Raw genomic sequence first — 23,348 nt, 5'->3', positions numbered from 1 at the left:
CTACCAGTCGTCGGTAGACAGTGTCTACCGAATGGCGGGGAATCCGGTCGTGCCCCCGGCCGTTGACGTGGATATGACTCAGGACACGACGCAGGACGCACTGCTGGCGCTGCTCTCCGAAGGGCATGGCGGGGTGCTCGTCACGCTCAAGCGTGACGGCCGCCCCCAGATGTCCAACGTGGTCCACGCCTACGACCCGGACGAGCGGATCGTCCGGATCTCGGTCACCGACGACCGCGCCAAGACCCGCAACCTGCGCCGCGACCCCCGCGCCTCGTACTACGTCACCAGCGGCGACCGCTGGGCGTACACCGTCGCCGAGGGCACCGCCGAGCTGTCCCCGGTGGCCGCCGACCCGCACGACGAGACGGTGGAGGAGCTGGTGCGGCTCTACCGCGAGGTGCTGGGCGAGCACGACGACTGGGACGACTACCGCGCGTCCATGGTCCGCGACAAGCGCCTGGTGGTCCGGCTGCACGTCGACCGGGCGTACGGCGTGCCCAAGCGTTAGCGGGTCAGATAGGCCAGCACCATGTCGGCGAGCATCGTGCGGTAGTGCTCACGGCGGGCGGGGGCGGCGAGGTCGCGGTCGAAGAGGGCGCCGAAGGTGTGGCGGCCGGCGACCCGGTAGAAGCAGAACGCGCTGATCATCGCGTGCAGGTCGACCGCGTCCGCCTCGGCCTTGAACACCCCCTGCTCCCGCCCGGCGTCCAGCACGCGGCGGAGTGTGTCCAGGCCGGGGGAGTCGATGCGGCCGAACCGGCGGGCGGCGGCCAGGTGTTCGCCGCCGTGGATGTTCTCGATGCCGACCAGCCGGACCAGGTCCGGGTGGCGTTCGTGGTGGTCGAAGGTGACCTCGGCCAGGCGGCGGACGGCGGCGGCCGGGTCCAGGTGGTCCAGGTCCGGGTGCTCCAGGTCCAGCAGTTCCTCGACCTCGTGCAGCGCGCCGTAGGCCCGCTCCAGCACGGCCGCGAAGAGCTGCTTCTTGCCGCCGAAGTAGTAGTAGATCATCCGCTTGGTGGTGCGGGTGCGGGCCGCTATCTCCTCCACGCGGGCGCCGTCGTAACCGGCGCGGGCGAACTCGCGGGTGGCCGCGTCGAGGATGTCGGACCGGGTGCGGGCGGCGTCCGGTAACCGCCTCTCGGGGTGTACCGGTTCGTCGACGCTCGTCATCGCGTTCCTTCCGGCCGTCGGGCGGGGCTCTACCGGTCTCCCGGTGATTCTAGAAGCCCCGCCCGACGGAACCGCGAACGCCTCAGGGCAGCCGGTTCCACTCCGCGATCACGGGGCGCCCGTGCTCGGTGGAGAGCCGGCTCACCGTGCCGGTGGCCAACTGGAACAGCCGTCCCTCACTGGGCGCGAGGCCCAGCCTGCGGGCCGTCAGCACCCGCAGTACGTGGCCGTGCGCGACGAGCAGCACATCACCGTTGTCCGCGTCGAGCGCCTTCTCCGCGCGGGCCAGCACCCGGTCGACGCGCGCCCCGATCTGCTCGGGCGACTCGCCGGGATGCCCCTCGGGGCCGGGCACCGCGCCGTCGGTCCACAGGTCCCAGTCGGGCCGGGTGCGGTGGATGTCGACGGTGGTGATGCCCTCGTAGCCGCCGTAGTCCCACTCGCGCAGGTCCGGCTCCGGCTCGGCGCCGGTCACGCCCGCGAGTTCGGCGGTGCGCCGGGCCCGGTCGAGGGGGCTGGTCAGGGTGAGGGCGAAGCTCCGGCCGGCGAGGAGCGGGGTCAGCGAACGCGCCTGCTCCTCGCCGTGCCCGGTGAGGGGCAGGTCGGTCCAGCTCGTGTGCTGGCCCGACCTGCTCCACTCCGTCTCGCCGTGGCGGACCAGCAGCAGGTCCCCCACGGCGGGTCAGCCCTTCTTCTCGACTGCGTGGCCGCCGAACTGGTTGCGCAGCGCGGCGATCATCTTCATCTGCGGCGAGTCGTCCTGACGGGAGGCGAACCGCGCGAACAGCGAGGCGGTGATGGCCGGGAGCGGCACCGCGTTGTCGATGGCGGCCTCGACGGTCCACCGGCCCTCGCCGGAGTCCTCGGCGTAGCCGCGCAGGTCGTCCAGGTGCTCGTCGTCGTCCAGCGCGTTGACCGCGAGGTCGAGCAGCCAGGAGCGGATGACCGTGCCCTCCTGCCAGGAGCGGAAGATCTCCCGGACGTTGTCCACGGAGTTCGCCTTCTCCAGCAGCTCCCAGCCCTCGGCGTACGCCTGCATCATGGCGTACTCGATGCCGTTGTGGACCATCTTGGAGAAGTGCCCGGCGCCGACCCGGCCCGCGTGGACGTAGCCGTAGGGGCCGTCGGGCTTGAGGGCGTCGAAGATGGGCTTCAGGCGGTCGACGTTCTCCTTGTCACCGCCGACCATCAGGGCGTAGCCGTTCTCCAGGCCCCAGACACCGCCGGAGACGCCCGCGTCCACGAAGCCGATGCCCTTGATGGCCAGCTCGGCGGCGTGCTTCTCGTCGTCCGTCCAGCGGGAGTTGCCGCCGTCCACGACGATGTCGCCGGGGGAGAGCAGGTCCTTCAGCTCGTCGATGACGACCTGGGTGGCGGTGCCGGCCGGGACCATGACCCAGATGGTGCGCGGCGCGTCCAGCTTCTCGACCAGTTCGGCGAGGTCCTTGGCGTCGGTCAGTTCCGGGTTGCGGTCGTAGCCGATGACCTGGTGGCCCGCGCGGCGGATGCGCTCGCGCATGTTGCCGCCCATCTTGCCGAGGCCGATGAGTCCGAGCTGCATGTCAGTTCACTTCCTTGAGGGAGCGGTAGGCGGCGACGAGGGCCGTGGTGGAGGGGTCGAGGCCGGGCACCTCGGCGCCTTCGGTGAGGGCGGGTTCGATGCGCTTGGCGAGCACCTTGCCCAGCTCGACGCCCCACTGGTCGAAGGAGTCGATGTTCCAGACCGCGCCCTGCACGAACACCTTGTGCTCATAGAGGGCGATGAGCTGGCCGAGTACGGAGGGGGTCAGCTCGGGGGCCAGGATCGTGGTGGTGGGGTGGTTGCCGCGGAAGGTGCGGTGGGGCACCTGCGCCTCGGCGACGCCCTCCTCGCGGACCTCTTCCTCGGTCTTGCCGAAGGCGAGGGCCTGGGTCTGCGCGAAGAAGTTGGCCATCAACAGGTCGTGCTGGGCCTTGAGTTCCTCGCTCAGCTCGTCCACCGGACGCGCGAACCCGATGAAGTCCGCCGGGATCAGCTTCGTACCCTGATGGATCAACTGGTAGTACGCGTGCTGCCCGTTGGTACCCGGCGTGCCCCACACCACGGGCCCGGTCTGCCACTCCACCGGCGTGCCGTCCCTCTGCACGGACTTGCCGTTGGACTCCATGTCCAACTGCTGCAAATACGCCGTGAACTTCGACAGATAGTGGCTGTACGGCAGCACCGCGTGCGACTGCGCGTCGAAGAAGTTCCCGTACCAGATGCCCAACAGGCCCAGCAGCAGCGGCGCGTTCTCCTCCGCCGGAGCCGTACGGAAGTGCTCGTCCACGGTGTGGAAACCGTCCAGCAGCTCCCGGAACCGCTCCGGACCGATCGCGATCATCAGCGACAGCCCGATCGCCGAGTCGAAGGAGTACCGGCCCCCGACCCAGTCCCAGAACTCGAACATGTTGTCCGCGTCGATACCGAACCCGGTGACCTTCTCCGCGTTCGTGGAGAGCGCCACGAAGTGCTTGGCCACGGCCTTGTCGTCACCCAGCGCGTCCAGCAGCCACGTACGGGCCGACGTCGCGTTGGTGATCGTCTCGATCGTCGTGAACGTCTTGGACGCCACGATGAACAACGTCTCCGCCGGGTCCAGATCCCGCAACGCCTCGTGCAGATCCGCACCGTCCACGTTCGACACGAAGCGCACGGTCAGGCCACGCTCGGTGAAGGGGCGCAGCGCCTCGAACGCCATCGCCGGACCCAGGTCGGAGCCGCCGATACCGATGTTGACGACGTTCTTGATCCGCTTGCCGGTGTGCCCCGTCCACTCACCGGAACGCACCCGGTCGGCGAAGCCGCTCATCTTGTCCAGCACCGCGTGCACGGCCGGGACCACGTTCTCGCCGTCGACCTCGATCACCGCGTCACGGGGAGCGCGCAGCGCCGTGTGCAGCACCGCACGGTCCTCGGTCGTGTTGATCCGCTCCCCACGGAACATCGCGTCCCGCTGCCCGAACACATCGGTGGCGACGGCGAGTTCCTGGAGCAGGGCCAGGGTCTCGTCGGAGACCTGGTGCTTGCTGTAGTCGATGTGCAGGTCGCCCACGCGGACGACGTAGCGCTCGGCCCGGCCGGGGTCGGCGGCGAACAGCTCGCGCAGATGCGGCTGACCGCCGGCGCGGTGGTCGGCCAGGGCCGTCCACTCGGGGCGCCGGGTGAGCTTGGGGGTGTCTGACGATGTGCCGGACATCAGGCGTTCTCCTTGGGTGCCTCGCCGGTCAGGGCGATGGCGTACATCTCGTCCGCGTCGAGGCGGCGCAGTTCCTCGGCGATCAGCTCCGAGGTCGGGCGGACCTTCAGGGCCAGGGTGCGCGGCGGCTGGCCCGGCAGGGTCAGCGTGGCGAGGGGGCCCTCGGGGCGGTCGATGACGATCTCGCCCTCGTCGGTGCCGAGGCGCACGGCGGTGACCACCGGGCCCTCGGAGACCACCCGGTCCACCTTGACGTGCAGACGGGCCTCCAGCCAGCGCGCGAGCAGCTCGGCGCTGGGGTTGTCCTCCTCCGCCTCCACGGCGGCCGAGGTCACCTTGACCCGCGCCTGGTCCAGCGCGGCCGCGAGCATCGAGCGCCACGGGGTGAGCCGGGTCCAGGCCAGGTCGGTGTCGCCCGGCGCGTAGGTGCGGGCACGGGTCTCCAGCACCTCCAGCGGGTTGTCCACCGCGTACAGGTCGGTGATCCGGCGCTGGGCGAGCGCGCCCAGGGAGTCCTTCGCGGGGGCCTCGGGGGCGTCCACCGGCCACCAGACGACCACGGGGGCGTCGGGCAGCAGCAGCGGCAGCACCACGGAACCCGCGTGGTCGGACACCTCGCCGTAGGTGCGCAGCACGACCGTCTCACCGGCGCCGGCCTCGGAGCCGACCCGGACCTCGGCGTCGAGCCGGGAGGTGGTGCGGTCGCGCAGGCGGGCGTGGCGCTTGATGACGACCAGGGTGCGCGAGGGGTGCTCGTGCGAGGCTTCCTCGGCCGCCTTGATGGCGTCGTAGGCGTTCTCCTCGTCCGTGACGATGACCATCGTCAGGACCATGCCCACGGCCGGGGTGCCGATGGCGCGGCGGCCCTCCACCAACGCCTTGTTGATCTTGCTTGCCGTGGTGTCGGTCAGGTCGATCTTCATGGCCTGCGCCAGCTCCGTCCGTCTCGTGCGAGCATCTCGTCCGCTTCCTCGGGTCCCCAGCTTCCGGACGCGTACTGCGCCGGAGTGCCGTGCTCGTTCCAGTAGCGCTCGATCGGATCGAGGATCTTCCAGGACTCTTCCACTTCCTGGGTGCGCGGGAACAGGTTGGCGTCGCCGAGCAGCACATCGAGGATGAGCCGCTCGTACGCCTCGGGGCTGGACTCGGTGAAGGACTCGCCGTAGGCGAAGTCCATCGACACGTCCCGGATCTCCATCGAGGTGCCGGGCACCTTGGAGCCGAAGCGGACCGTCATGCCCTCGTCCGGCTGGACGCGGATGACGATCGCGTTCTGGCCCAGCTCCTCCGTGGCGGTGGAGTCGAACGGCGAGTGCGGGGCGCGCTTGAAGACCACCGCGATCTCGGTGACCCGGCGGCCCAGCCGCTTGCCGGTGCGCAGGTAGAACGGCACGCCCGCCCAGCGGCGGTTGTCGATCTCCAGCTTGATGGCCGCGTAGGTGTCGGTCTTCGACTTGGGGTCGATGCCGTCCTCGTCGAGGTAGCCGACGACCTTCTCGCCGCCCTGCCAGCCGGCCGCGTACTGACCGCGCACGGTGTGCTCGCCCAGCTCGTCCGGGAGGCGGACCGACTTCAGGACCTTCAGCTTCTCGGTGAGCAGCGAGTCCGCGTCGAAGGCGATCGGCTCCTCCATGGCGGTGAGCGCCATGAGCTGGAGCAGGTGGTTCTGGATCACGTCACGGGCGGCGCCGATGCCGTCGTAGTAGCCCGCGCGGCCGCCGATGCCGATGTCCTCGGCCATCGTGATCTGCACGTGGTCCACGTAGGAGCGGTTCCAGATGGGCTCGTACATCTGGTTGGCGAAGCGGAGCGCCATGATGTTCTGGACGGTCTCCTTGCCCAGGTAGTGGTCGATCCGGAACACCTGGTCCGGCTCGAACACCTCGTGCACGACCTTGTTCAGCTCGTGCGCGCTCTCCAGGTCGTGCCCGAACGGCTTCTCGATGACCGCGCGGCGCCAGGAGCCCTCGGGGGCGTCCGCCAGGCCGTGCTTCTTGAGCTGCCGGACGACCTTGGGGAAGAACTTCGGCGGCACCGAGAGGTAGTACGCGAAGTTGCCGCCGGTGCCTCGGGAGGCGTCCAGCTCGTCGACGGCCTCCTTGAGCTGGTCGAAGGCGGTGTCGTCGTCGAAGTCGCCGGGGATGAAGCGCATGCCCTCGGCGAGCTGCTGCCAGACCTCCTCGCGGAACGGCGTGCGGGCGTGCTCCTTGACCGCGTCGTGGACGACCTGCGCGAAGTCCTGGTCCTCCCAGTCGCGGCGGGCGAAGCCCACCAGGGAGAAGCCCGGCGGCAGCAGGCCGCGGTTGGCGAGGTCGTAGACGGCCGGCATCAGCTTCTTGCGCGACAGGTCACCCGTGACGCCGAAGATCACCAGGCCCGACGGCCCCGCGATACGGGGCAGCCGGCGGTCCTGGGGGTCGCGCAGCGGGTTGTCCCACTCGGCGGCCGGAGTGACCGGGACCTGGATCTCCTCGGCCTCGCGGACCGCGGCGGGCTTCGCCTTGGTCCGCGTCCTGCGCGCCTTGGGCTCCGCCTCGGCGGCGGCCGGCTTCGGCTCCGCCTCGGGCTCGGCCTTCGGCTCGGCCTCGGCCTTGGCGGGGGCCGCCGCCTTCGGCTCGCCTGACTTGCTCGTCATTACGCGTCCACTCCCTTGCTCGTCAGGGTGCTCGTCAGGGTGCTCTTCAGCGACTCCGTCACGGCGCCCAGCAGCTCCAGCCAGGCCGCCTCGAACTTGGCGACGGCCTCGTCCTCGAGCTGCTGGACGACCTCGTCGTAGGAGATGCCCAGCTTCTCCACGGCGGCGAGGTCGGCGCGGGCCTGCTCGTAGCGGCCGGTCACCGTGTCGCCGGTGATGTCACCGTGGTCGGCGGTGGCCTTGAGCGTGCCCTCGGGCATGGTGTTGACGGTGCCCGGGGCGACCAGCTCGTCCACGTACAGGGTGTCCTTGTACGCGGGGTCCTTCACCCCGGTGGAGGCCCACAGCGGGCGCTGCTTGTTGGCGCCGGTACCGGTGAGCGCCTGCCAGCGGGCGGAGGAGAAGACATCCTCGTAAGCCTCGTAGGCCAGACGGGCGTTGGCGAGGGCGGCGCGGCCCTTCAGGCCGAGGGCCTCGTCGGTGCCGATCGCGGTGAGACGCTTGTCGATCTCGGAGTCCACGCGGGACACGAAGAAGGACGCCACCGAGTGGATCTTCGACAGGTCCAGGCCGCGCTCCTTGGCCTTCTCAAGGCCCGCCAGGTAGGCGTCCATGACGGCGCGGTAGCGCTCCAGGGAGAAGATCAGGGTCACGTTGACGCTGATGCCCAGGCCGATGACCTCGGTGATCGCCGGGAGGCCCGCCTCGGTGGCCGGGATCTTGATCATCACGTTGGGGCGGTCGACCAGCCAGAAGAGCTGCTTGGCCTCGGCCACCGTGGCGAGGGTGTTGTGGGCCAGACGAGGGTCGACCTCGATGGAGACCCGGCCGTCGCGGCCCTCGGAGGCGTCGTACACCCCGCGCAGCACGTCGGCCGCGTCGCGCACGTCGGCGGTGGTCATCATGCGCACGGCCTCGTCGACCGTGACACCGCGCACCGCGAGGTCGGTGAGCTGCTCCTCGTAACCCTCGCCGGAGCCGATGGCGGCCTGGAAGATCGACGGGTTGGTGGTGACGCCGACGACGCCGCCGTCCGTCACGAGGGCGGCCAGGTCGCCCGAGGTGATCCGCTTGCGCGACAGGTCGTCCAGCCACACCGACACGCCCTCGTCGGCGAGACGCTTGAGGGCTCCGGGGGTGCTGATTGCTTCAGTCACAGTGCTCATCTTTCTTCGTCGCGTAATTCTGTGTCGCGGGGGATCAGGCGCGCGCGGCGGCCAGCGAGGCGCGGGCGGCCGCGGCGACGTTCTCGGGGGTGAAGCCGTACTCGGCGAACAGGGCGTTCGCGTCGGCGGAGGCGCCGAAGTGCTCCAGGGAGACGATGCGGCCCGCGTCACCCACATAGCGGTACCAGGTCAGGCCGATGCCCGCCTCGACGGCGACACGCGCCTTCACGGCGGCCGGCAGGACGCTCTCCCGGTAGGCGGCCGGCTGCTGGTCGAACCACTCCACGCACGGCATGGACACCACGCGCGTGCCGGTGCCCTCGGCCTCCAGGGCGTCACGGGCGGCCATGGCGAGCTGGACCTCGGAGCCGGTCGCCATGATGATCACCTCCGGGACCTCGGTCGAGGAGTCGGCGAGGACGTAGCCGCCCTTGGCCGCGTCCTCGTTCGGAGCGTACGTCGGTACGCCCTGACGGGTGAGGGCGAGACCGTGCGGGGCCGGGTCGGTGGCGTGCCGCTTCAGGATCTCGGCCCAGGCGATGGAGGTCTCGTTGGCGTCCGCCGGGCGGACCACGTTCAGGCCCGGGATCGCGCGCAGCGAGGCCAGGTGCTCGACCGGCTGGTGGGTCGGGCCGTCCTCACCGAGACCGATGGAGTCGTGGGTCCACACATAGGTGACCGGGAGCTGCATCAGGGCCGACATACGGACGGCGTTGCGCATGTAGTCGGAGAACACCAGGAAGGTGCCACCGTAGATGCGGGTGTTGCCGTGCAGCGCGATGCCGTTCATCTCCGCGGCCATGGAGAACTCACGGATACCGAAGTGGACGGTACGGCCGTACGGGTTCGCCTCGGGCAGCGGGTTGCCCTCGGGCAGGAAGGAGCTGGTCTTGTCGATCGTGGTGTTGTTGGAGCCGGCGAGGTCGGCCGAGCCGCCCCACAGCTCGGGCAGCACCGGACCGAGCGCCTGGAGGACCTTGCCGGACGCGGCACGGGTGGCGACGGACTTGCCCTCCTCGAACACCGGGAGCGCGTCCTGCCAGCCCTCGGGCAGCTCGCCCTTGGAGACACGGTCGAACAGCTCGGCGCGCTCGGGCTGGGCGGTGCGCCACTCGGCGATCTTCTTGTCCCAGGCGGCGTGCGCCTCGGCACCCCGGTCCAGGGCGCGGCGGGCGTGGCGCAGGACCTCGTCGGAGACCTCGAAGGTCTGCTCCGGGTCGAAGCCGAGGACGCGCTTGGTGGCCGCGATCTCCTCGTCGCCCAGGGCGGAGCCGTGGGACGCCTCGGTGTTCTGCGCGGTCGGCGCGGGCCACGCGATGATCGTGCGCATGGCGATGATGGAGGGGCGGCCGGTCTCGGCCTTGGCGGCCTCCAGCGCGGCGTACAGCGCGGGGACGTCCACGTCGCCTTCGGCGGTGGGCTCGATGCGCTGGGTGTGCCAGCCGTACGCCTCGTACCGCTTGAGGACGTCCTCGGAGAAGGCGGTCTCGGTGTCGCCCTCGATGGAGATGTGGTTGTCGTCGTAGAGGAAGACGAGGTTGCCGAGCTTCTGGTGGCCGGCGAGCGAGGACGCCTCGGCGGAGACGCCCTCCTCCAGGTCGCCGTCGGAGACGATCGCCCAGATGGTGTGGTCGAAGGGGGAGGTGCCCTCGGGGGCCTCCGGGTCGAAGAGACCGCGCTCGTAGCGGGCGGCCATCGCCATGCCCACCGCGTTGGCGGCACCCTGGCCGAGCGGGCCGGTGGTGGTCTCCACACCGGCGGTGTGCCCGTACTCGGGGTGGCCGGGGGTCTTGGAGCCCTGGGTGCGGAACGCCTTGAGGTCGTCCAGCTCCAGCTCGTACCCGGCGAGGAAGAGCTGGGTGTAGAGCGTCAGCGAGGTGTGACCGGGGGAGAGTACGAAGCGGTCACGGCCGGTCCACTCGGGGTCGGCCGGGTCGTGCTTCATCACCTTCTGAAAGATCGTGTACGCGGCAGGCGCGAGGCTCATCGCGGTGCCGGGGTGGCCGTTGCCGACCTTCTGCACCGCATCGGCCGCGAGAAGCCGGGCCGTGTCGACGGCGCGGCGGTCGAGATCGGTCCACTCGAAGCTCTCGGGTGTCTGCGTGCTCATCTTCAAGAAGTCCTCTTCAGAAGCAGGGATGCTGATCAAACGCGTTCAAACTTAAAAGTCTGACTTTTTCGCGGAAAGGTCGGGGTGTGTCAGCCTGTGGTGAATCTGGGACACCGATCGCTTGATAGGAACGGCAAATCGAACATGGCGGACAGATCGCCTCAAGGTGTGGGTCGCGACACGGACGGTGACGGGATCAGGACCTTCCCCTTCCCGGCCGAGCTGGCCGTGGGCGGTGTCGGCATGCAGGTCGGCGCCATGGGCGAGGACCGCACCTGGCATGCGGATGCCCCGCTGGACCGGGTCCACCGCATCGACTTCCACGTGGTGATGCTGTTCACCGACGGACCGGTACGGCACATGATCGACTTCGCCGAGTACGAGGCCGGTGCGGGTGACGTGCTCTGGATTCGCCCCGGCCAGGTGCACCGCTTCTCCCGCACCAGCCGGTACCGGGGCACCGTGCTGACCATGCAGCCCGGTTTCCTGCCCCGCTCCACCGTCGAGGCGACCGGCCTGTACCGCTACGACCTGCCCCCGCTGCTGCACCCCGACCCGGCCCAGCGTGCCGCGCTGCGGGACTCCCTCGCCCAGCTCGGCCGCGAGTACGAGGACACGGCGACCCTGCCGATCAGCCTGCACACGGCCGTCCTGCGGCACAGCCTCACCGCGTTCCTGCTCCGCCTCGCCCACCTCGCGGCCAGCTCCGCCGAGGCCAACCGGAGCCAGACGGACACCACCTTCACCCTGTTCCGGGACGCCGTCGAGCGCGGCTTCCCCACCAACCACAGCGTCAACGCCTATGCGGACGCGCTCGGTTACTCCCGCCGCACCCTCGTCCGCGCGGTGCGCGCCGCTACCGGTGAGACCCCCAAGGGCTTCATCGACAAACGCGTCATCCTGGAGGCCAAACGCCTCCTCGCCCACACCGACATGCCCATCGGCCGCGTCGGCGCGGCGATCGGCTTCCCGGACGCGGCGAACTTCTCCAAGTTCTTCCATCTGCACACCGGGGTCACGCCGGTCGGGTTCCGGGCGGAGCTGCGCTGACGCCCCGTCCGCACCTCGGTGTCACGTTCCGGTCTCGCTTCGGTTGTGAAGGCAACTTCTCGGGTTCTTCACGGGTCTCGCACACGCACAGTGTGGGAGAGCACAGGGGGGACTCATGGATCGTCCGGGAGAAGCGCAGGCGCCGGTTCGGGGTGCGCGCAAGGCATGGCTCAAGGGTGTCGGCGCCGGGCTGCTGATATGCGCCCTCGTCACCGGATGCGGCGGCGGGGACGACGAGAAGGCGGCGGCCGCCGTCAAGCCGCGCCCGACGGTGACGGTCACCGCGACCGTCACGGCGACGCCGGCCCTGCTGGAGAGCCAGGTGGACAGCACGGTCGCCGACGCGACCGAAGCGGCGAAGGAGCACGGCTACCGCGTCACCGCGCACGACGCGAGCCAGAAGGACGCGTCCCCGGCGGACGACTGGACGGTGTGCTTCGAGAAGTACGGCCGGGACAGTGTCGACTTCGGCGCCGTCGCGTCCGGGGCGCCGTGTCCCAAGGCGGACGGCCGCCCGATCCCGTGGCCGTCGATGCCGGGGGTGATCGGCCGTACGTACTCGGCCGCCGCCACGGCGGTCAGCGGGGTGACGAAGGGTGAGATCTCCGTCAAGGCGTCCTACAAGGACGAGCGGGTCGCCGGTGAGCACGACGACTGGAAGGTGTGCTTCCAGTCGCCGGACGCCGGGACGAAGGTCGTCGGCGACCGCGATGTCACGCTGTGGCTGACCAAGGGCGGGTGCCCGGCGGCGACGGGGACGTACAAGGACAGGACCAACGACCCGGACTACACGCCGCCGGTCGCGGCGGACAGTAGTAGCGGTGGGTCTTCGGGGTCCTCCGGGGGGTCCTCCTCGGCCGGGTCCTCGACCGGTGGCTCTACCGGGGGCAGTGTCGGCACCACCTGCGAGATCACGTCGAACGCCGGGAACTGCTACAACGCGGGCCAGTTCTGCCGCAGTTCGGACGTCGGCGCCTCCACCCACGCGGGCAACGGCCGGCTGATCCACTGCCGCAGCGACGGCAGCCGCAACCGCTGGGGCTACTGACGGCCGGCGGCGCCGGAGCTTGTGAGCCCGGCGCCGCCCCCTTCGCTCAGTGCGCGAAGCTGAACCAGTTCACGTTCACGAAGTCGGCCGACTGGCCGCTGCTGAAGGTCAGATAGACGTCGTGGGTCCCGGTGACCCCGCTGATGTTGGCCGGGATGGTCTGCCAGGTCTGCCAGCCCCCGGTGCCCGAGAGGGCGAAGCTGCCGACGGGCGCGTTGGAGCGGCTGTCGAGCCGTACCTCCACCAGTCCGCCCACGCCGGAGGCCGCCCCGCTGGCCACGCGGGCCTTGAACTGGGTGGCGGGCGAGGAGCCGAAGTTGACGCCCTTGTACTGCGCCCAGTCACCGTTCGCGAGATGGCTGAGGTTCTGGCCGCCGCCGGAGTCCGTGGTCGTCTCGGTGTTCACGCCGGACTGGCCGTCGTAGGACTCGGCCTGGATGGTGCCGTAGGCGTCGCGGTTGCCGGACGGCGGGGGAGTGGTGCCGCCTCCGCCGCCGGACTGGAGCACCTGGACGTAGTCCACGGCCATCGGGTGGCCGGGCTCGGTGTCGGCGTAGGGGCCGCCGCCGAAGGCGCCCGGGAAGCCGCCGCCCATCGCCACGTTGAGGATGAGGAAGTAGCCGTGGTTCGTGGCGTTGTTCCAGGTCGTCGCGTCGAACTGGTTCGCCCGCACGGTGTGCAGGTTGACCCCGTCGACGTAGAAGCGGATCTCCTCGACGGAGGTCGAGCGGTCCCACTCCATCGCGTAGGTGTGGAACGCGGACTGGCACGAACTGCCGGGGCAGGCCGTCGAGTTGCCGACACCCGTGGTCTCGTTGCACGGGCCGCCCGGGTTGGTGCCGCAGTGGAACGTCGACCAGACGGTGTTCAGGCCCTGGACGTTCTCCATGATGTCCAGCTCACCGACACCGGGCCAGTTCCAGTAGTTGCCCCGGAACGGCGAGCCCAGCATCCAGAACGCCGGCCAGTAGCCCTTGGCCGCCGCGCCCGTGACGTTCGGCATCTGGATGCGCGCCTGCACCCGCAGCTTGCCGCCCGCCGGGGGCTGGAAGTCGGTGCGGTTGGTCTCGATACGGCCCGAGGTCCAGCGGCCGGAGGAGTCGCGGCGCGGGGTGATCAGCAGGTTGCCGTTGCCGTCGAGCGCGACGTTGCTGGTGCTGTTGGTCATCGTCTCGACCTCGCCGGTGCCCCAGTTGGCGGCGCCGCCCGGATACGAAGTGCCGATGTCGTACTGCCAGTTGGCGGTGTTGACGCCGGAGCCCGCCGAGCCGTTGAAGTCGTCCAGGAACACCTGGCTCCAGCCGGACGGCGGCGCCGGGGCCGACGCGTCGGCGGGCGCGACACCGGCCATCGCGGCCGCGGCGGCGAGCCCCATCGTGCCGAGGGCGGCGGCCAGCGCCCGCCGGACGGAACGCCGGCGTCTGCCGCCGGCCGGGGAGGTACCGGAGGTTTCACTCATGGGGGTGCCTTCCGGGGTACGGGATGAGGTGCGGGGGCCCTGCGAGGCGCTTGAGAGCGCTCTCAGGGTGCGCACAATGTGCTCCCCGCATCTGCGGGCGTCAAGGGTTGAAGCAGGGAAAGTCCTTACCCAGGGCGGGAGTTCACTGGCTGAAGGCGGGCTTGCCGGTGCGGATCACCTGCTCAGCAGGACTTGGCCGGGGTGATCTTCCGGACCTCCGCCCCGCGCACGACGACCTGCCGCTCGGTGCCGCCCGAGGTGCGGATCAGCGTGACCTTGTCCGGCTGGTACGACACCAGCTCACCGCAGAGCGTCCCGGCCGGGGTGGTCACCTTGACCAGACCGGCCGCCGGTTCCTCCGTCTTCGTCCAGGAGACGAACAGCGCGCCGACGACCAGGGCCACCCCGAGGGTCAGCGCGACCGCGCTGACGTACACGGCCCGCCGTACCCGGCCGATCTCCTTCAGCGTCCACGCGCGCAGCGCCTGCCCGCCCAGCCTGACCCGCTCGCCGGGCCTGCCGAAGGAGGCGCGCACCGCGCACAGTGAGCCGCCCAGGAGCAGCAGGAAGGCCCCGACCAGCAGCCATACGGCCACCGTCCGCCAGGGCGCCTCCAGGGCGGACAGGTCGTCGCGGCCCTTCAGCGCCGTGACGACCGTGACCAGCGCGGTCAGGCCCAGCAGGCCGTTGCGCCAGCCCTCGGCCTGCTTGCGCAGCACGTCGAGCTGGCTGAACTCCAGCTCGCGGGCCAGCTCCGCCCACCGGCGGTCCGTGCCCGCGCTCATGTCCCGCTCCTCGAGGCGGGCTTGAGCCGCCAGTACGCTCCGCAGCCCACGAGGAGGGCACCGTCCGGCATCTCGGGGTGGCCGAACCCGCACTCGCAGTACAGCACTTCGTCCGTGACCACCGCCGAACGCTGCTCCGGGGTCAGCGACTTGTCCCGCTTCCACGGCATGCCCTTCGAACCGACGACACCGAGCGGGAAGTCCGTCGTGCTGGTCCCGTGGCAGCGGGGGCAGGGGCCGGTCACGGTGACCGTGCTCGACACCGAGGAGAGGTGGAACTCGCTCTCGTCTCTCACGCCGAGGTCGAGTTGGGCGTAGGGCAGGTCGAGGTCGTGCGCGGTCATGAGGCGGGCTCCTCCTCGGGCCGGGGTGCGTCGCCGTCCTTCGGGACGCGCAGGCCGAACATCGCTGCGTACAGAGCGAGTCGGTCCGTCACCCAGTCGGTGTCGGTGTCGAGTTCGCGTGCCAGGGCGGTGATTCGCTCCGGTGGCACGGTGCCGGAGACCGCGGGGGCTCGGCCGTTGAGGCCCTCGCTCAGCAGGATCAGGTCCTGCCAGAGCGGGAGTTCGTCGGGGGCCTCGGGGGCGTCGACCACGATGCCGAGGGGTTCGTAGCGGCGGAGGCGGTCGTACACCTCGCGGACCTCGCGGCCGGCGCGGGCGGCCACGGCGACGATCTCGAAGGGGGCGAGGGTGGGGGACTGGCGGGGCTCCTGGCCGGTCATGCCCTCGGAGAGGGCGAGGACCTCGTACCGATCCGGCTTGATCTGCTGGACGACCTGCCGCTCCTTCTCGGTCAACTCCGGTACCGGGGCGCCGAGTACACGGTAGGGCGCGAGACGGTCCAGTACCTCGCCGATGGGCAGGAGGGAGCGGAGCGCGTACTGGGCGATGTGGAGCGGGCTCAGAGTGATCCAGTCGGCCCGGATGTTGTCGGCGCTGTCGAGCTGGACGATGTCGGTGAGCAGTTCGGAGTCGGCTTCGGCGGGGGCGAGTGCCAGAGCTTCCGCAGGCAGGGCGGGCGGCTGCTTGCCGAGGTGGGGCGCGTGCCTGGCGAGCCGCTCCAGGCTGTCCCCGAGCGACTCTCCCAGAGCGCCCGCCGTGTAGACCAGCGTCGCCGCCGTCCAGGGCACGGTCCGGTCCAGGCTGCCGATGAGAACGGCCATGCGGTCGCGCGGGGAGAGATCGACCCAGTAGCGCAGCGGCTCCAGGTCCTCGGGCACCTCCATGCCGAACATGGCAAGCCGTCGTACGCGCTCGACGAAGCGGTCCCACGGCTCGAAGTCCTGATCCGAGCCGAGCCCGCGGAACGCGCCTCCGGGCGCGTAGCACAGCGCCAGCAGGTCCAGTGGCACCGAACGGGTGGGCAGAGTCGCTCCGTTGTCCCCGTCGACGGTGAGCAGCTTCAGGTCGGCACGGACGAGCGCGGGCAACGTGTCGGTCTGCTCCGGGAGTTCGGGCAGCAGCCCGGCGGACGGACCGGCGAGACCGCCGACGGAACGCAGCACCTCCTCGACCGTGGTCTCCCGGCTCGCCGCCAGTGCCAGCAGGGACTGCAGGCTCGGGTCGGGCGTTCCGTTCTCCGGCTCCCAGAAGGCGCGGAAGAATTCCCACTGCTTGTCGCTGGGCGCGGCCGGGAGCAACTGATCCTCGGCGGGCAGCCGGTACCCGTGGCGCTCCCACTTCCGCAACTGCTCCAGCACATCGGCGCTCGTCGTACCGAGCCGGTCGGCGAGGCGGGCGATGTGCACGGGCAGCACCTCGGCGGGCAGCCCCCGGTCGGAGTAGTCGTGCCGGTGTTCCGTCCAGCCCGCCAGCAGCTCGGCGTCCCGCACCGTGGCACGGTGGCGCAGCAGCGACACGGGGACCCGGGGGACCACCAGGCCGAGGGCCCGGTAGCGGGAGGCGCGCTTCAGCAGGGTCTCGACGGGCGATCGCCTGGCCGCCGAGATGGAGAGCAGAGCCCCGAGAGCGGGCTGGCGTTCGGACCTGCCGGGCTCGGCCCAGTCGGTCATCCAGTCGATGAGATCGACGTCGGCCGGCTCGGGGACGAAGTCCAGCGCGGTGGTGCCGTCGGGCGGGACCGCCGGGACGCGCAGCTCGGGCGTCAGCAGAGCGAACCGGCGCAGGCCGCGCAGCACGTGTGCCACGGTCTGCTTGCTGCGCAAGGCGTACACCACGAGATTGCGGACCGAGCCGGCCGCGTTGTCCAGCAGCGCGTTGTCGCCGGGCCGGGGCACGGGGTGCCCGCCCAGGTCCCTGGGCAGCGGAGCGTCGTCCACCTCCGGATGCGTGGCGGGCACCGCTCCCTGGTCCCGCAGCACTGCCCTGCGCCATGCGGTGGCGAACTGGTTCATACTGCTCATGCCGTCCTCGACGCGCCGTGGAAGCAGCGCCCGGTCGCCCGGGAACCACCCCACCGCGTCGAGCGCCACCGGAGGCCGCTGGTACTCGGCCGCCCGGAACACGGGCAGCGTCAGCCCCCTGCCCGCGAGCCGTTCCGCGACCGCCCTCGCCAGCCCCATGTCCTGGTTCTCCAACTGCCACAGCCACTCCAGGTCGAGCCCCTCCCAGCCCGGCAGGTCGTCGGCGGCCACGCGCACCTGCTCCCCGGCCCACTCGCGGTCCCACTCCAGCATGCTGTTGCGGTTGACGCTGAGCTTTGGGACGTGGGGGCCGGACAGGTTGATGACGTAGCCGAAGGGCGTGGCGGAGGTGACGATGCCGTCCGAGAGCACCGCGCCGTTGCCCGACACCCACCAGACCGGACCGCGCGCGTTCAGCGGCTCGGCCGGGACGGGGTCGTCCTCCGAGGCGGGGTGGTGCAGCCGGTGGGGCTCGCGGACGAGTGGTTCGCGGCCGTCCTCCTCCAGCGTCAACCGGTACTCGCTGAGCCGTACCTGATGGTTCATCACCTTGAGGACGGAGAGCGCCTCGTCCTCCGCCTCGGGCTCGCTGAGCATCAGCCGGACCCGGGTGCCGCCCTCGCGCATGGGGTCCGGGGCGTTGTCGCTGTAGGGGCGGATGCGGAACAGGCCGCTGCTGCTGGAGATGTCGACGACCAGCGCCTGCCCGGCCGTCGTGCCGTTCGCGCGGACCTCGCGGGTCACCAGGGAGACCTCGTCGGCGATCATGAAGTAGCTGAGCACACCGATCCCGAACCGGCTGTACGGGTAGAGCCGCAGCTCCGGGTCCTCCGCCAGCCAGCGCGCCTGCTCCTGGCGGAAGGCGCGGGTCTGGGAGAAGCGGCGGCCGGCCCGGCTGAAGGTGTGCTCCAGCACGGACCGGCTCATCCCGACGCCGTTGTCCCGGCACTCGATGAAGGCCCGGCCGGGCCGTCCGTCCGCCGTGGTCTCCCGGCCCTGGGTGATCCGGATCTCGCCCCGCCACGGATACGGCTCGCGGTCGCAGCGGTCGAGGTACTCCCAGCGCATCGCCCGGTACCGGCAGGCGTCGGCGGCGTTCTGATACAGCTCCCGCACCGCCAGCGAGCGGTCCCCGTACAACTGGTGGCCCATGAGGAGTTCGCGGATCTCGTCCTGCGCCAGGGTGAAGCGGAGCAGTGGGACGCTGTAGACGCGGTCCTCGGAGTTCTGCTGCCGCGCGGCCTGGAGATCGCGGGCGGTGATCCGGCCGGGCAGCCCCGTGAGCAGGTCGCCGGGCTGCCGATGCCGTGCCGAGGCCAGGGCCCGCAGCACCTCGTCGGCGCGGTGTGTGACGTCCACCAGGCTTTCGTGCAGAGCGGGGTGGCGACACACCATGTTGAGGTGCAGCCCGTCGTCCTCGCGGGTCCACTCCAGCTCCTGCTGGAGGTCGTGCACCACATCGCCGGGCACGATGGGGTCCGCTACGCCCACATGGTCGGGAAGCACATCGGGGAACAGCCGTACGTCGGCGGCGAGCAGCCCGGCGAGGCGTAGCTGCCCGAGCAGGCCCCACCAGCGCACCGCACCGGGGCCCTCGCTCGTCGTCAGGGTGGTCGGCGAGCTGCCCAGCAGGTCGTTGTACTGGGCGGAGTCCAGCGGGTCGTTGGCGAGGAAGCGCACCGCGGCCACCAGGTGCCAGCGGAGCTGCTCGGCCTTGTGCGCCAGCTCGGGGCCCAGCAGGGCCGTGGCCAGGTGCTCGGCGAGTTCCACCCCGCCCGGATCGGGCTCCTCGACCATCTGCTCCGCCACCCAGCGGTGCGCCAGCCAGGCGGCGAGCGCCCGGTACTCCTCGTCCTCGCCGCGCCGGTGGTGCCCGCGCGCCTTGCGCAGGAGCTGCGGGTGGCTCTCGTGGATGTTGCGCAGCTCGGCACGCATCATCGGGGTGGCGCCCTTGGCGCCCTCAGTGTCCTGGGTGTCCTGGGTGTCCTGCTCCAGGTTCCAGGGGTCCGTCTCCGCCAGGCGGCTCAGCTTGTGCGCCCACATCGCCTCCCGCAGGAACGGCAGCCCCGCCAGCAGCCCCTTCTCCAGCGGTGACCAGTCCTGGCCGGGCGGCAGCAGCGCGGGGACGACCCGGCGCAGTACGCGCTCGGGGAGCCCGGAGTCCTGCCAGGGGTCCGTGAAGCGGGTGCTGTCCCGGAGCACGGAGGCGGCGCACCGGTGCGCGAACTCGGCGATCCGGTCGCGCATCGCGGAATCCGGGCCGCCCTCGCCCACCGGCGCGGTCCAGATGCCCGCCTTCCGCACGGCCTCGGACCAGCGCAGCGGGATGTCCGTGCCGTCGCACAGCTCCGGGAAGCCCGACAGGCCCTCGTCGTGCGGGGCCGGGGCGACCACCGGCGTCTGCCGGTGACCGCCGTGCCGGTGGGCCAGGGCGGTGGTGCGGGCCTGGGCGCGGTGGAACACCGCCTCCACGGTGCGCTCCGGGGTCAGCGGGTTCAGGGCCTCGGCCAGCGCACGGGTGAAGTGGCTGCCCTCCGGGCCGTAGTGGCACCGCTGGCCCTTGGCGCAGCCGACGAGCAGGGCCAGCCGCCGGGAGGGGGCGTGCACGGTGGCCGCGCCGAAGCCGGCCCCGTCCTCCTCGGGCTGCCCGTCCCGGCAGGCGTCCACGACGAGGACGACGGACCCGGCCCGGCACCCGGTCAGATAGCGGGAGACGTCCAGCGGCAGCAGTGACTCGCGCCGGCCGTCGGTCCACTGCCCGCCCGGCTCGGGCGCGAGGGCACTGGCGGGCACCAGATAGTCCCGGCCGTCCAGATGGACGCCGTGTCCGGTGAAGTACACCAGCAGCAGATCGCAGTCCCGCCGGGCGGCCGCCTCCAGCGCGGAGGTGATGGCGCCCTTGTCCACGGCGCGTTCCCCGCCGGGGCGGAGCGTCGTCACGCCGTACCCGGACGCGGTCAACTGCTTGGCCATGGCGTCGAGATCCTTCGTCACCACGTCCGTGAGGGAGGCGAACCTCCGCTGGGCGTCCGGAGTTTCACCCACGCCGATGAGCAGCGCGTGTCGTCTGACCGTCATCAGCGCGAGGTTAGCGTTCTTCACCCCGGTGGGGGAGTGTTCGCGTGGATCACGGCAACCGGCCGGCCGCCCGGCCCCGCGTGCCATGATCGGACCACGCGTGCCGGAAAGGGTGAGACATGAGGCTGGCGATTCTGGGGGGCGGCGGGTTCCGGGTGCCGCTCGTGTACGGGGCGCTGCTGGGGGACCGGGGTGCGGGGCGGGTGACCGAGGTCGTCCTGCAGGACGTCGACGCCGGGCGGCTGGACGCGGTGACGCGGGTGCTGGCCGAGCAGGCGGAGGGGGTCGCGGAGGCGCCCGTCGTGCGGGCGACCACCGATCTGGACGACGCGCTGCGCGGGGCCGACTTCGTGTTCTCCGCGATCCGGGTCGGCGGGCTGCGGGGGCGGGCCGAGGACGAGCGGGTGGCGCTGGCCGAGGGGGTGCTCGGCCAGGAGACCGTGGGCGCGGGCGGCATCGCGTACGGGCTGCGGACCGTGCCCGTCGCCGTTGACATCGCCCGGCGGGTGGCCCGGCTCGCGCCCGACGCGTGGGTCATCAACTTCACCAACCCGGCCGGGCTGGTCACCGAGGCCATGTCCCGGTACCTCGGCGACCGGGTCATCGGCATCTGCGACTCCCCGGTCGGCCTCGGCCGCCGCGTGGCCCGCGCCCTCGGCGCCGACCCGCGCGAGGCGTTCGTCGACTACGTCGGCCTCAACCACCTCGGCTGGGTACGCGGCCTGCGCGTCGCCGGGCGCGACGAACTGCCCCGCCTGCTGGCCGACCCGGACCGGCTCGGCTCCTTCGAGGAGGGGCGGCTCTTCGGCCCGGACTGGCTGCGCTCGCTCGGCGCGATCCCCAACGAGTACCTGCACTACTACTACTTCAACCGCGAGACCGTACGCGCCTACCAGGAGGCCGAGTCGACCCGCGGCGCCTTCCTGCGCGACCAGCAGTCCCGGTTCTACAGCGACGCGCTGCGCCCCGGCGGGTCCGCCCTGCGGGCCTGGGAGGACACCCGCGCCGAGCGCGAGGCGACGTACATGGCGGAGAACCGGGAGAGCGCCGGCGCCGGGGAGCGCGAGGAGGAGGATCTGTCGGGCGGGTACGAGCAGGTGGCGCTCGCGCTGATGCGGGCCGTCGCCCGCGACGAGCGCACCACCCTGATCCTCAACGTCCGCAACCGCTCGACGCTCACGGCGCTGGACGCGGACGCGGTGATCGAGGTGCCCTGCCTGGTCGGCGCGGACGGCGCGCACCCGCTGGCCACCGACCCGCTGCCGACGCACGCCACCGGTCTGGTCTGCTCGGTCAAGGCGGTCGAGCGCGAGGTGCTGGCCGCCGCCGAGTCGGGTTCGCGGGAAACGGCTGTGAAGGCGTTCGCCCTGCATCCGCTTGTTGACTCGGTCAACGTGGCCCGGCGGCTGGTGGACGGTTACACCGCCGCCCACCCGGAACTGGCGTATCTGAAGTGAACACGGTTGAGGGGCCGCTCCGCCGAGCGGCCCCTCGCGCGGGTCGTACGAGGCTCAGCCGGTGAAGCCGGCCGTGATCGAGGTGAACTGCCAGTTGCTCTGGTTGATGCCGGAGCAGTTGCTCACCACACCCCCGCCGGCGCACGGCCGGTCCCGGTTGACCGCCCAGTAGGCGAGCCGGGCGATGTGGTGCGAGTTGCTCCAGTCGCGGATCTGGGTCCAGATCTCCGGGGTGGTGTTCTCCTGCTGGTCGGAGAGACCGTTCATGCCGGAGATGCCGATGTGGGAGTACGCGGTGGCGTCGTCCCAGCCGAAGGTCGACTTCAGCTTGGTCTTCAGACCCTCGGCCGCGTTCACCGTGTTGCCGTACATGTCCGAGCCGCCGCCGAAGTCGAACGGCATGATCGTGAACACGTCGATGTCGGCGCCGATCGACTTGGCCTGCTCGATGAGCCGGTTGCCGTAGTAGGTCGGGCCGGTGGTCGTGGTGCCGAAGGTGACGATGGTCTTCAGGCCGGGGTTGTTCGCCTTGACCGTCTTCAGCGCCGTGAGGATCTTCGCCTGCACGGCCTCGTTCTCGAACTCGTCCGTGTTCTCGATGTCCATGTCGATCGATTTCAGCGCGTAGGCGTCGATCACCTTCTGGATCGCGCCCGCCAGCGCGCTCGCCGAGGAGCAGTTGGCGCCGAGCTTGCTGCCCTGCCAGCCGCCGAACGACGGCACGATGTCACCGCCCGCCGAGCGGATCTGGTTGATCGCGGTCTGGTCCACGCCGCCGGTCAGCGGCCTGCTGCCGTCCCACGACGGGTTGCAGCCGCCGGAGTCCAGCACGAACGCCATGGTGAACCACTTCACCCCGGTCGCGTTCATCACCGTCGCCGGGTTCGGCGGGTCGCCCCAGCCCTCGTACAGATACGGCGCGGCCTGCTTGAAGCTGCCGCCGCCCGAGCCCGCGCTGGTCGTCACCGAGACCGCGTTGGAGGCGCCGGAGGTGTTCCCGGCCGCGTCCCGCGCCTTCACGGTGAAGGTGTACGCGGTGCTCGGCGAGAGCCCGCTGACCGTGGCCGTCGTCCCGGAGACGCTGAGCACCTGGTTGGAGCCGCTGTAGATGTCGTACGCGGTGACGCCCACGTTGTCGGTGGCCGCGTTCCACTTCAGCGAGACGCTGCCCGAGGTCTTGCCGGTCGAGGTCAGTCCGCTCGGCGTGCTCGGCGCCTGGGTGTCACCCCCGCCACCGCCCGGCCCGTCCAGGCTGATGTCGTCGGCCTGGTAGGAGCCCTGCGCGTACCAGCCGTGCACGTACACGGTCGCGCTGGTCTGCGAGGCGCCGGTGGTGAAGGAGACGGTGAGCCGGCTGTACGCCGAGGGGGAGGAGGTCCAGGTGGAGGCGCCGCCGTCCACCCCGAGGTAGACGTACGAGCCGCGGACCCAGCCGGTGAGGGTGTACGCGGTGTTCGGCTTCACGGCGACGGTCTGCGCGCACTGCGCGGTGTCGCTCGAACTCACCGCGCCCTGAAGCGCCTTGGAGCCGCTGTGCACCGGGGAGGAGACGACCGAGCCGAGGTTGCCGGAACAGGTCCACGGGGACAGGCCGCCCGACTCGAAGCCGGGGTTGGTCAGCACGTTGGCCGCCTCGGCGGTGCCCGGCAGGGCGACGGCCCCGCCGAGGGCCAGGGCGGCGGTGCCGACCAGGGCGAGAAGCCGGCGTCTGGGACGCCCGAGAAGGTGTCGCACGTGATCTCCCTGATGGTATGGGGGTGTTCGGGAGTGCACCGGAGTGCGGGAAGTGCGGAACGAGCCTGCG

General features: G+C 71.1%; 17 protein-coding genes. 4 read left to right on the top strand and 13 right to left on the bottom strand.

Annotation, left to right across the window (positions count from 1 at the left end; genetic code table 11):
• Nucleotides 1-73: 73 nt before the first annotated feature.
• A complete protein-coding gene (locus tag ACZ3HQ_RS12880; protein ID WP_467510185.1) occupies nucleotides 74-511 on the top strand; it encodes a PPOX class F420-dependent oxidoreductase in 438 nt (145 codons plus the stop codon).
• On the opposite strand, the gene ACZ3HQ_RS12875 is transcribed toward ACZ3HQ_RS12880, so the two are convergent.
• The 8 genes from ACZ3HQ_RS12875 to tkt all read right to left on the bottom strand — a co-directional run bounded on the left by ACZ3HQ_RS12875 (nucleotide 508) and on the right by tkt (nucleotide 10,302).
• The gene (locus ACZ3HQ_RS12875; protein ID WP_467510183.1) at nucleotides 508-1,173 is read right to left on the bottom strand and encodes a TetR family transcriptional regulator; all 666 of its coding nucleotides are present in this window, start codon (nucleotides 1,171-1,173) and stop codon (nucleotides 508-510) included. The genes ACZ3HQ_RS12880 and ACZ3HQ_RS12875 overlap by 4 nt on opposite strands.
• 82 nt (nucleotides 1,174-1,255) lie before the next feature.
• On the bottom strand, nucleotides 1,256-1,849 hold the full coding sequence (locus ACZ3HQ_RS12870; protein WP_467510181.1) for a histidine phosphatase family protein: 594 nt from the start codon (nucleotides 1,847-1,849) through the stop codon (nucleotides 1,256-1,258).
• Nucleotides 1,850-1,855: 6 nt separating this feature from the next.
• Nucleotides 1,856-2,734 carry a phosphogluconate dehydrogenase (NAD(+)-dependent, decarboxylating) gene (gene gnd, locus ACZ3HQ_RS12865; RefSeq protein ID WP_467510179.1) on the bottom strand — a complete coding sequence of 293 codons (879 nt, stop codon included), beginning with the start codon at nucleotides 2,732-2,734 and terminating at the stop codon, nucleotides 1,856-1,858.
• A 1-nt stretch (nucleotide 2,735) separates the two neighbouring features.
• The gene (gene pgi / locus ACZ3HQ_RS12860; RefSeq protein ID WP_467510177.1) at nucleotides 2,736-4,391 is read right to left on the bottom strand and encodes a glucose-6-phosphate isomerase; all 1,656 of its coding nucleotides are present in this window, start codon (nucleotides 4,389-4,391) and stop codon (nucleotides 2,736-2,738) included.
• Nucleotides 4,391-5,314: a glucose-6-phosphate dehydrogenase assembly protein OpcA gene (gene opcA / locus ACZ3HQ_RS12855; protein ID WP_467510175.1), complete on the bottom strand. Its 924-nt coding sequence runs from the start codon at nucleotides 5,312-5,314 to the stop codon at nucleotides 4,391-4,393. Before opcA ends, pgi begins: the two co-directional genes overlap by 1 nt.
• Nucleotides 5,311-7,026 carry a glucose-6-phosphate dehydrogenase gene (zwf, locus tag ACZ3HQ_RS12850; protein WP_467510173.1) on the bottom strand — a complete coding sequence of 572 codons (1,716 nt, stop codon included), beginning with the start codon at nucleotides 7,024-7,026 and terminating at the stop codon, nucleotides 5,311-5,313. The genes opcA and zwf overlap by 4 nt, the downstream gene beginning before the upstream one ends.
• Nucleotides 7,026-8,192 carry a transaldolase gene (gene tal / locus ACZ3HQ_RS12845; protein WP_467510171.1) on the bottom strand — a complete coding sequence of 389 codons (1,167 nt, stop codon included), beginning with the start codon at nucleotides 8,190-8,192 and terminating at the stop codon, nucleotides 7,026-7,028. The genes zwf and tal overlap by 1 nt, the downstream gene beginning before the upstream one ends.
• A 34-nt stretch (nucleotides 8,193-8,226) precedes the next feature.
• On the bottom strand, nucleotides 8,227-10,302 hold the full coding sequence (gene tkt, locus ACZ3HQ_RS12840; RefSeq protein ID WP_467510169.1) for a transketolase: 2,076 nt from the start codon (nucleotides 10,300-10,302) through the stop codon (nucleotides 8,227-8,229).
• Between the two features lie 144 nt (nucleotides 10,303-10,446).
• Between tkt and ACZ3HQ_RS12835 the strand changes: the two genes are divergently transcribed.
• Nucleotides 10,447-11,352 carry a helix-turn-helix domain-containing protein gene (locus ACZ3HQ_RS12835; RefSeq protein WP_467510167.1) on the top strand — a complete coding sequence of 302 codons (906 nt, stop codon included), beginning with the start codon at nucleotides 10,447-10,449 and terminating at the stop codon, nucleotides 11,350-11,352.
• A gap of 115 nt (nucleotides 11,353-11,467) precedes the next feature.
• A complete protein-coding gene (locus ACZ3HQ_RS12830) occupies nucleotides 11,468-12,400 on the top strand; it encodes a PASTA domain-containing protein (protein WP_467510165.1) in 933 nt (310 codons plus the stop codon).
• 46 nt (nucleotides 12,401-12,446) lie between these two features.
• On the opposite strand, the gene ACZ3HQ_RS12825 is transcribed toward ACZ3HQ_RS12830, so the two are convergent.
• From ACZ3HQ_RS12825 to ACZ3HQ_RS12810, 4 genes are all read right to left on the bottom strand, one after another.
• Nucleotides 12,447-13,859: a glycoside hydrolase family 16 protein gene (locus tag ACZ3HQ_RS12825; RefSeq protein WP_467510163.1), complete on the bottom strand. Its 1,413-nt coding sequence runs from the start codon at nucleotides 13,857-13,859 to the stop codon at nucleotides 12,447-12,449.
• Nucleotides 13,860-14,041: 182 nt separating this feature from the next.
• Complete coding sequence (locus tag ACZ3HQ_RS12820; protein WP_467510161.1) at nucleotides 14,042-14,644, bottom strand: hypothetical protein; 603 nt, start codon at nucleotides 14,642-14,644, stop codon at nucleotides 14,042-14,044.
• Entirely contained in the window at nucleotides 14,641-14,988 is a 348-nt protein-coding gene (locus tag ACZ3HQ_RS12815) for a hypothetical protein (protein WP_467510159.1), read from the bottom strand. Before ACZ3HQ_RS12815 ends, ACZ3HQ_RS12820 begins: the two co-directional genes overlap by 4 nt.
• Nucleotides 14,985-20,087, bottom strand: coding sequence for a wHTH domain-containing protein (locus ACZ3HQ_RS12810; RefSeq protein ID WP_467510157.1), 5,103 nt, complete (start codon nucleotides 20,085-20,087; stop codon nucleotides 14,985-14,987). Before ACZ3HQ_RS12810 ends, ACZ3HQ_RS12815 begins: the two co-directional genes overlap by 4 nt.
• Before the next feature lie 119 nt (nucleotides 20,088-20,206).
• Here ACZ3HQ_RS12810 and ACZ3HQ_RS12805 point away from each other — a divergent pair, with 119 nt between their 5' ends.
• Entirely contained in the window at nucleotides 20,207-21,544 is a 1,338-nt protein-coding gene (locus tag ACZ3HQ_RS12805; RefSeq protein WP_467510155.1) for a 6-phospho-beta-glucosidase, read from the top strand.
• Nucleotides 21,545-21,598: 54 nt separating this feature from the next.
• On the opposite strand, the gene ACZ3HQ_RS12800 is transcribed toward ACZ3HQ_RS12805, so the two are convergent.
• Entirely contained in the window at nucleotides 21,599-23,278 is a 1,680-nt protein-coding gene (locus ACZ3HQ_RS12800; RefSeq protein ID WP_467510153.1) for a carbohydrate binding domain-containing protein, read from the bottom strand.
• Between the last annotated feature and the right edge of the window lie 70 nt (nucleotides 23,279-23,348).

It is taken from the genome of Streptomyces sp. NPDC018263, from assembly GCF_055562575.1.
Note: the sequence above shows the minus strand (reverse complement) of the source record. Positions and strands in the feature narration are given on the sequence as shown.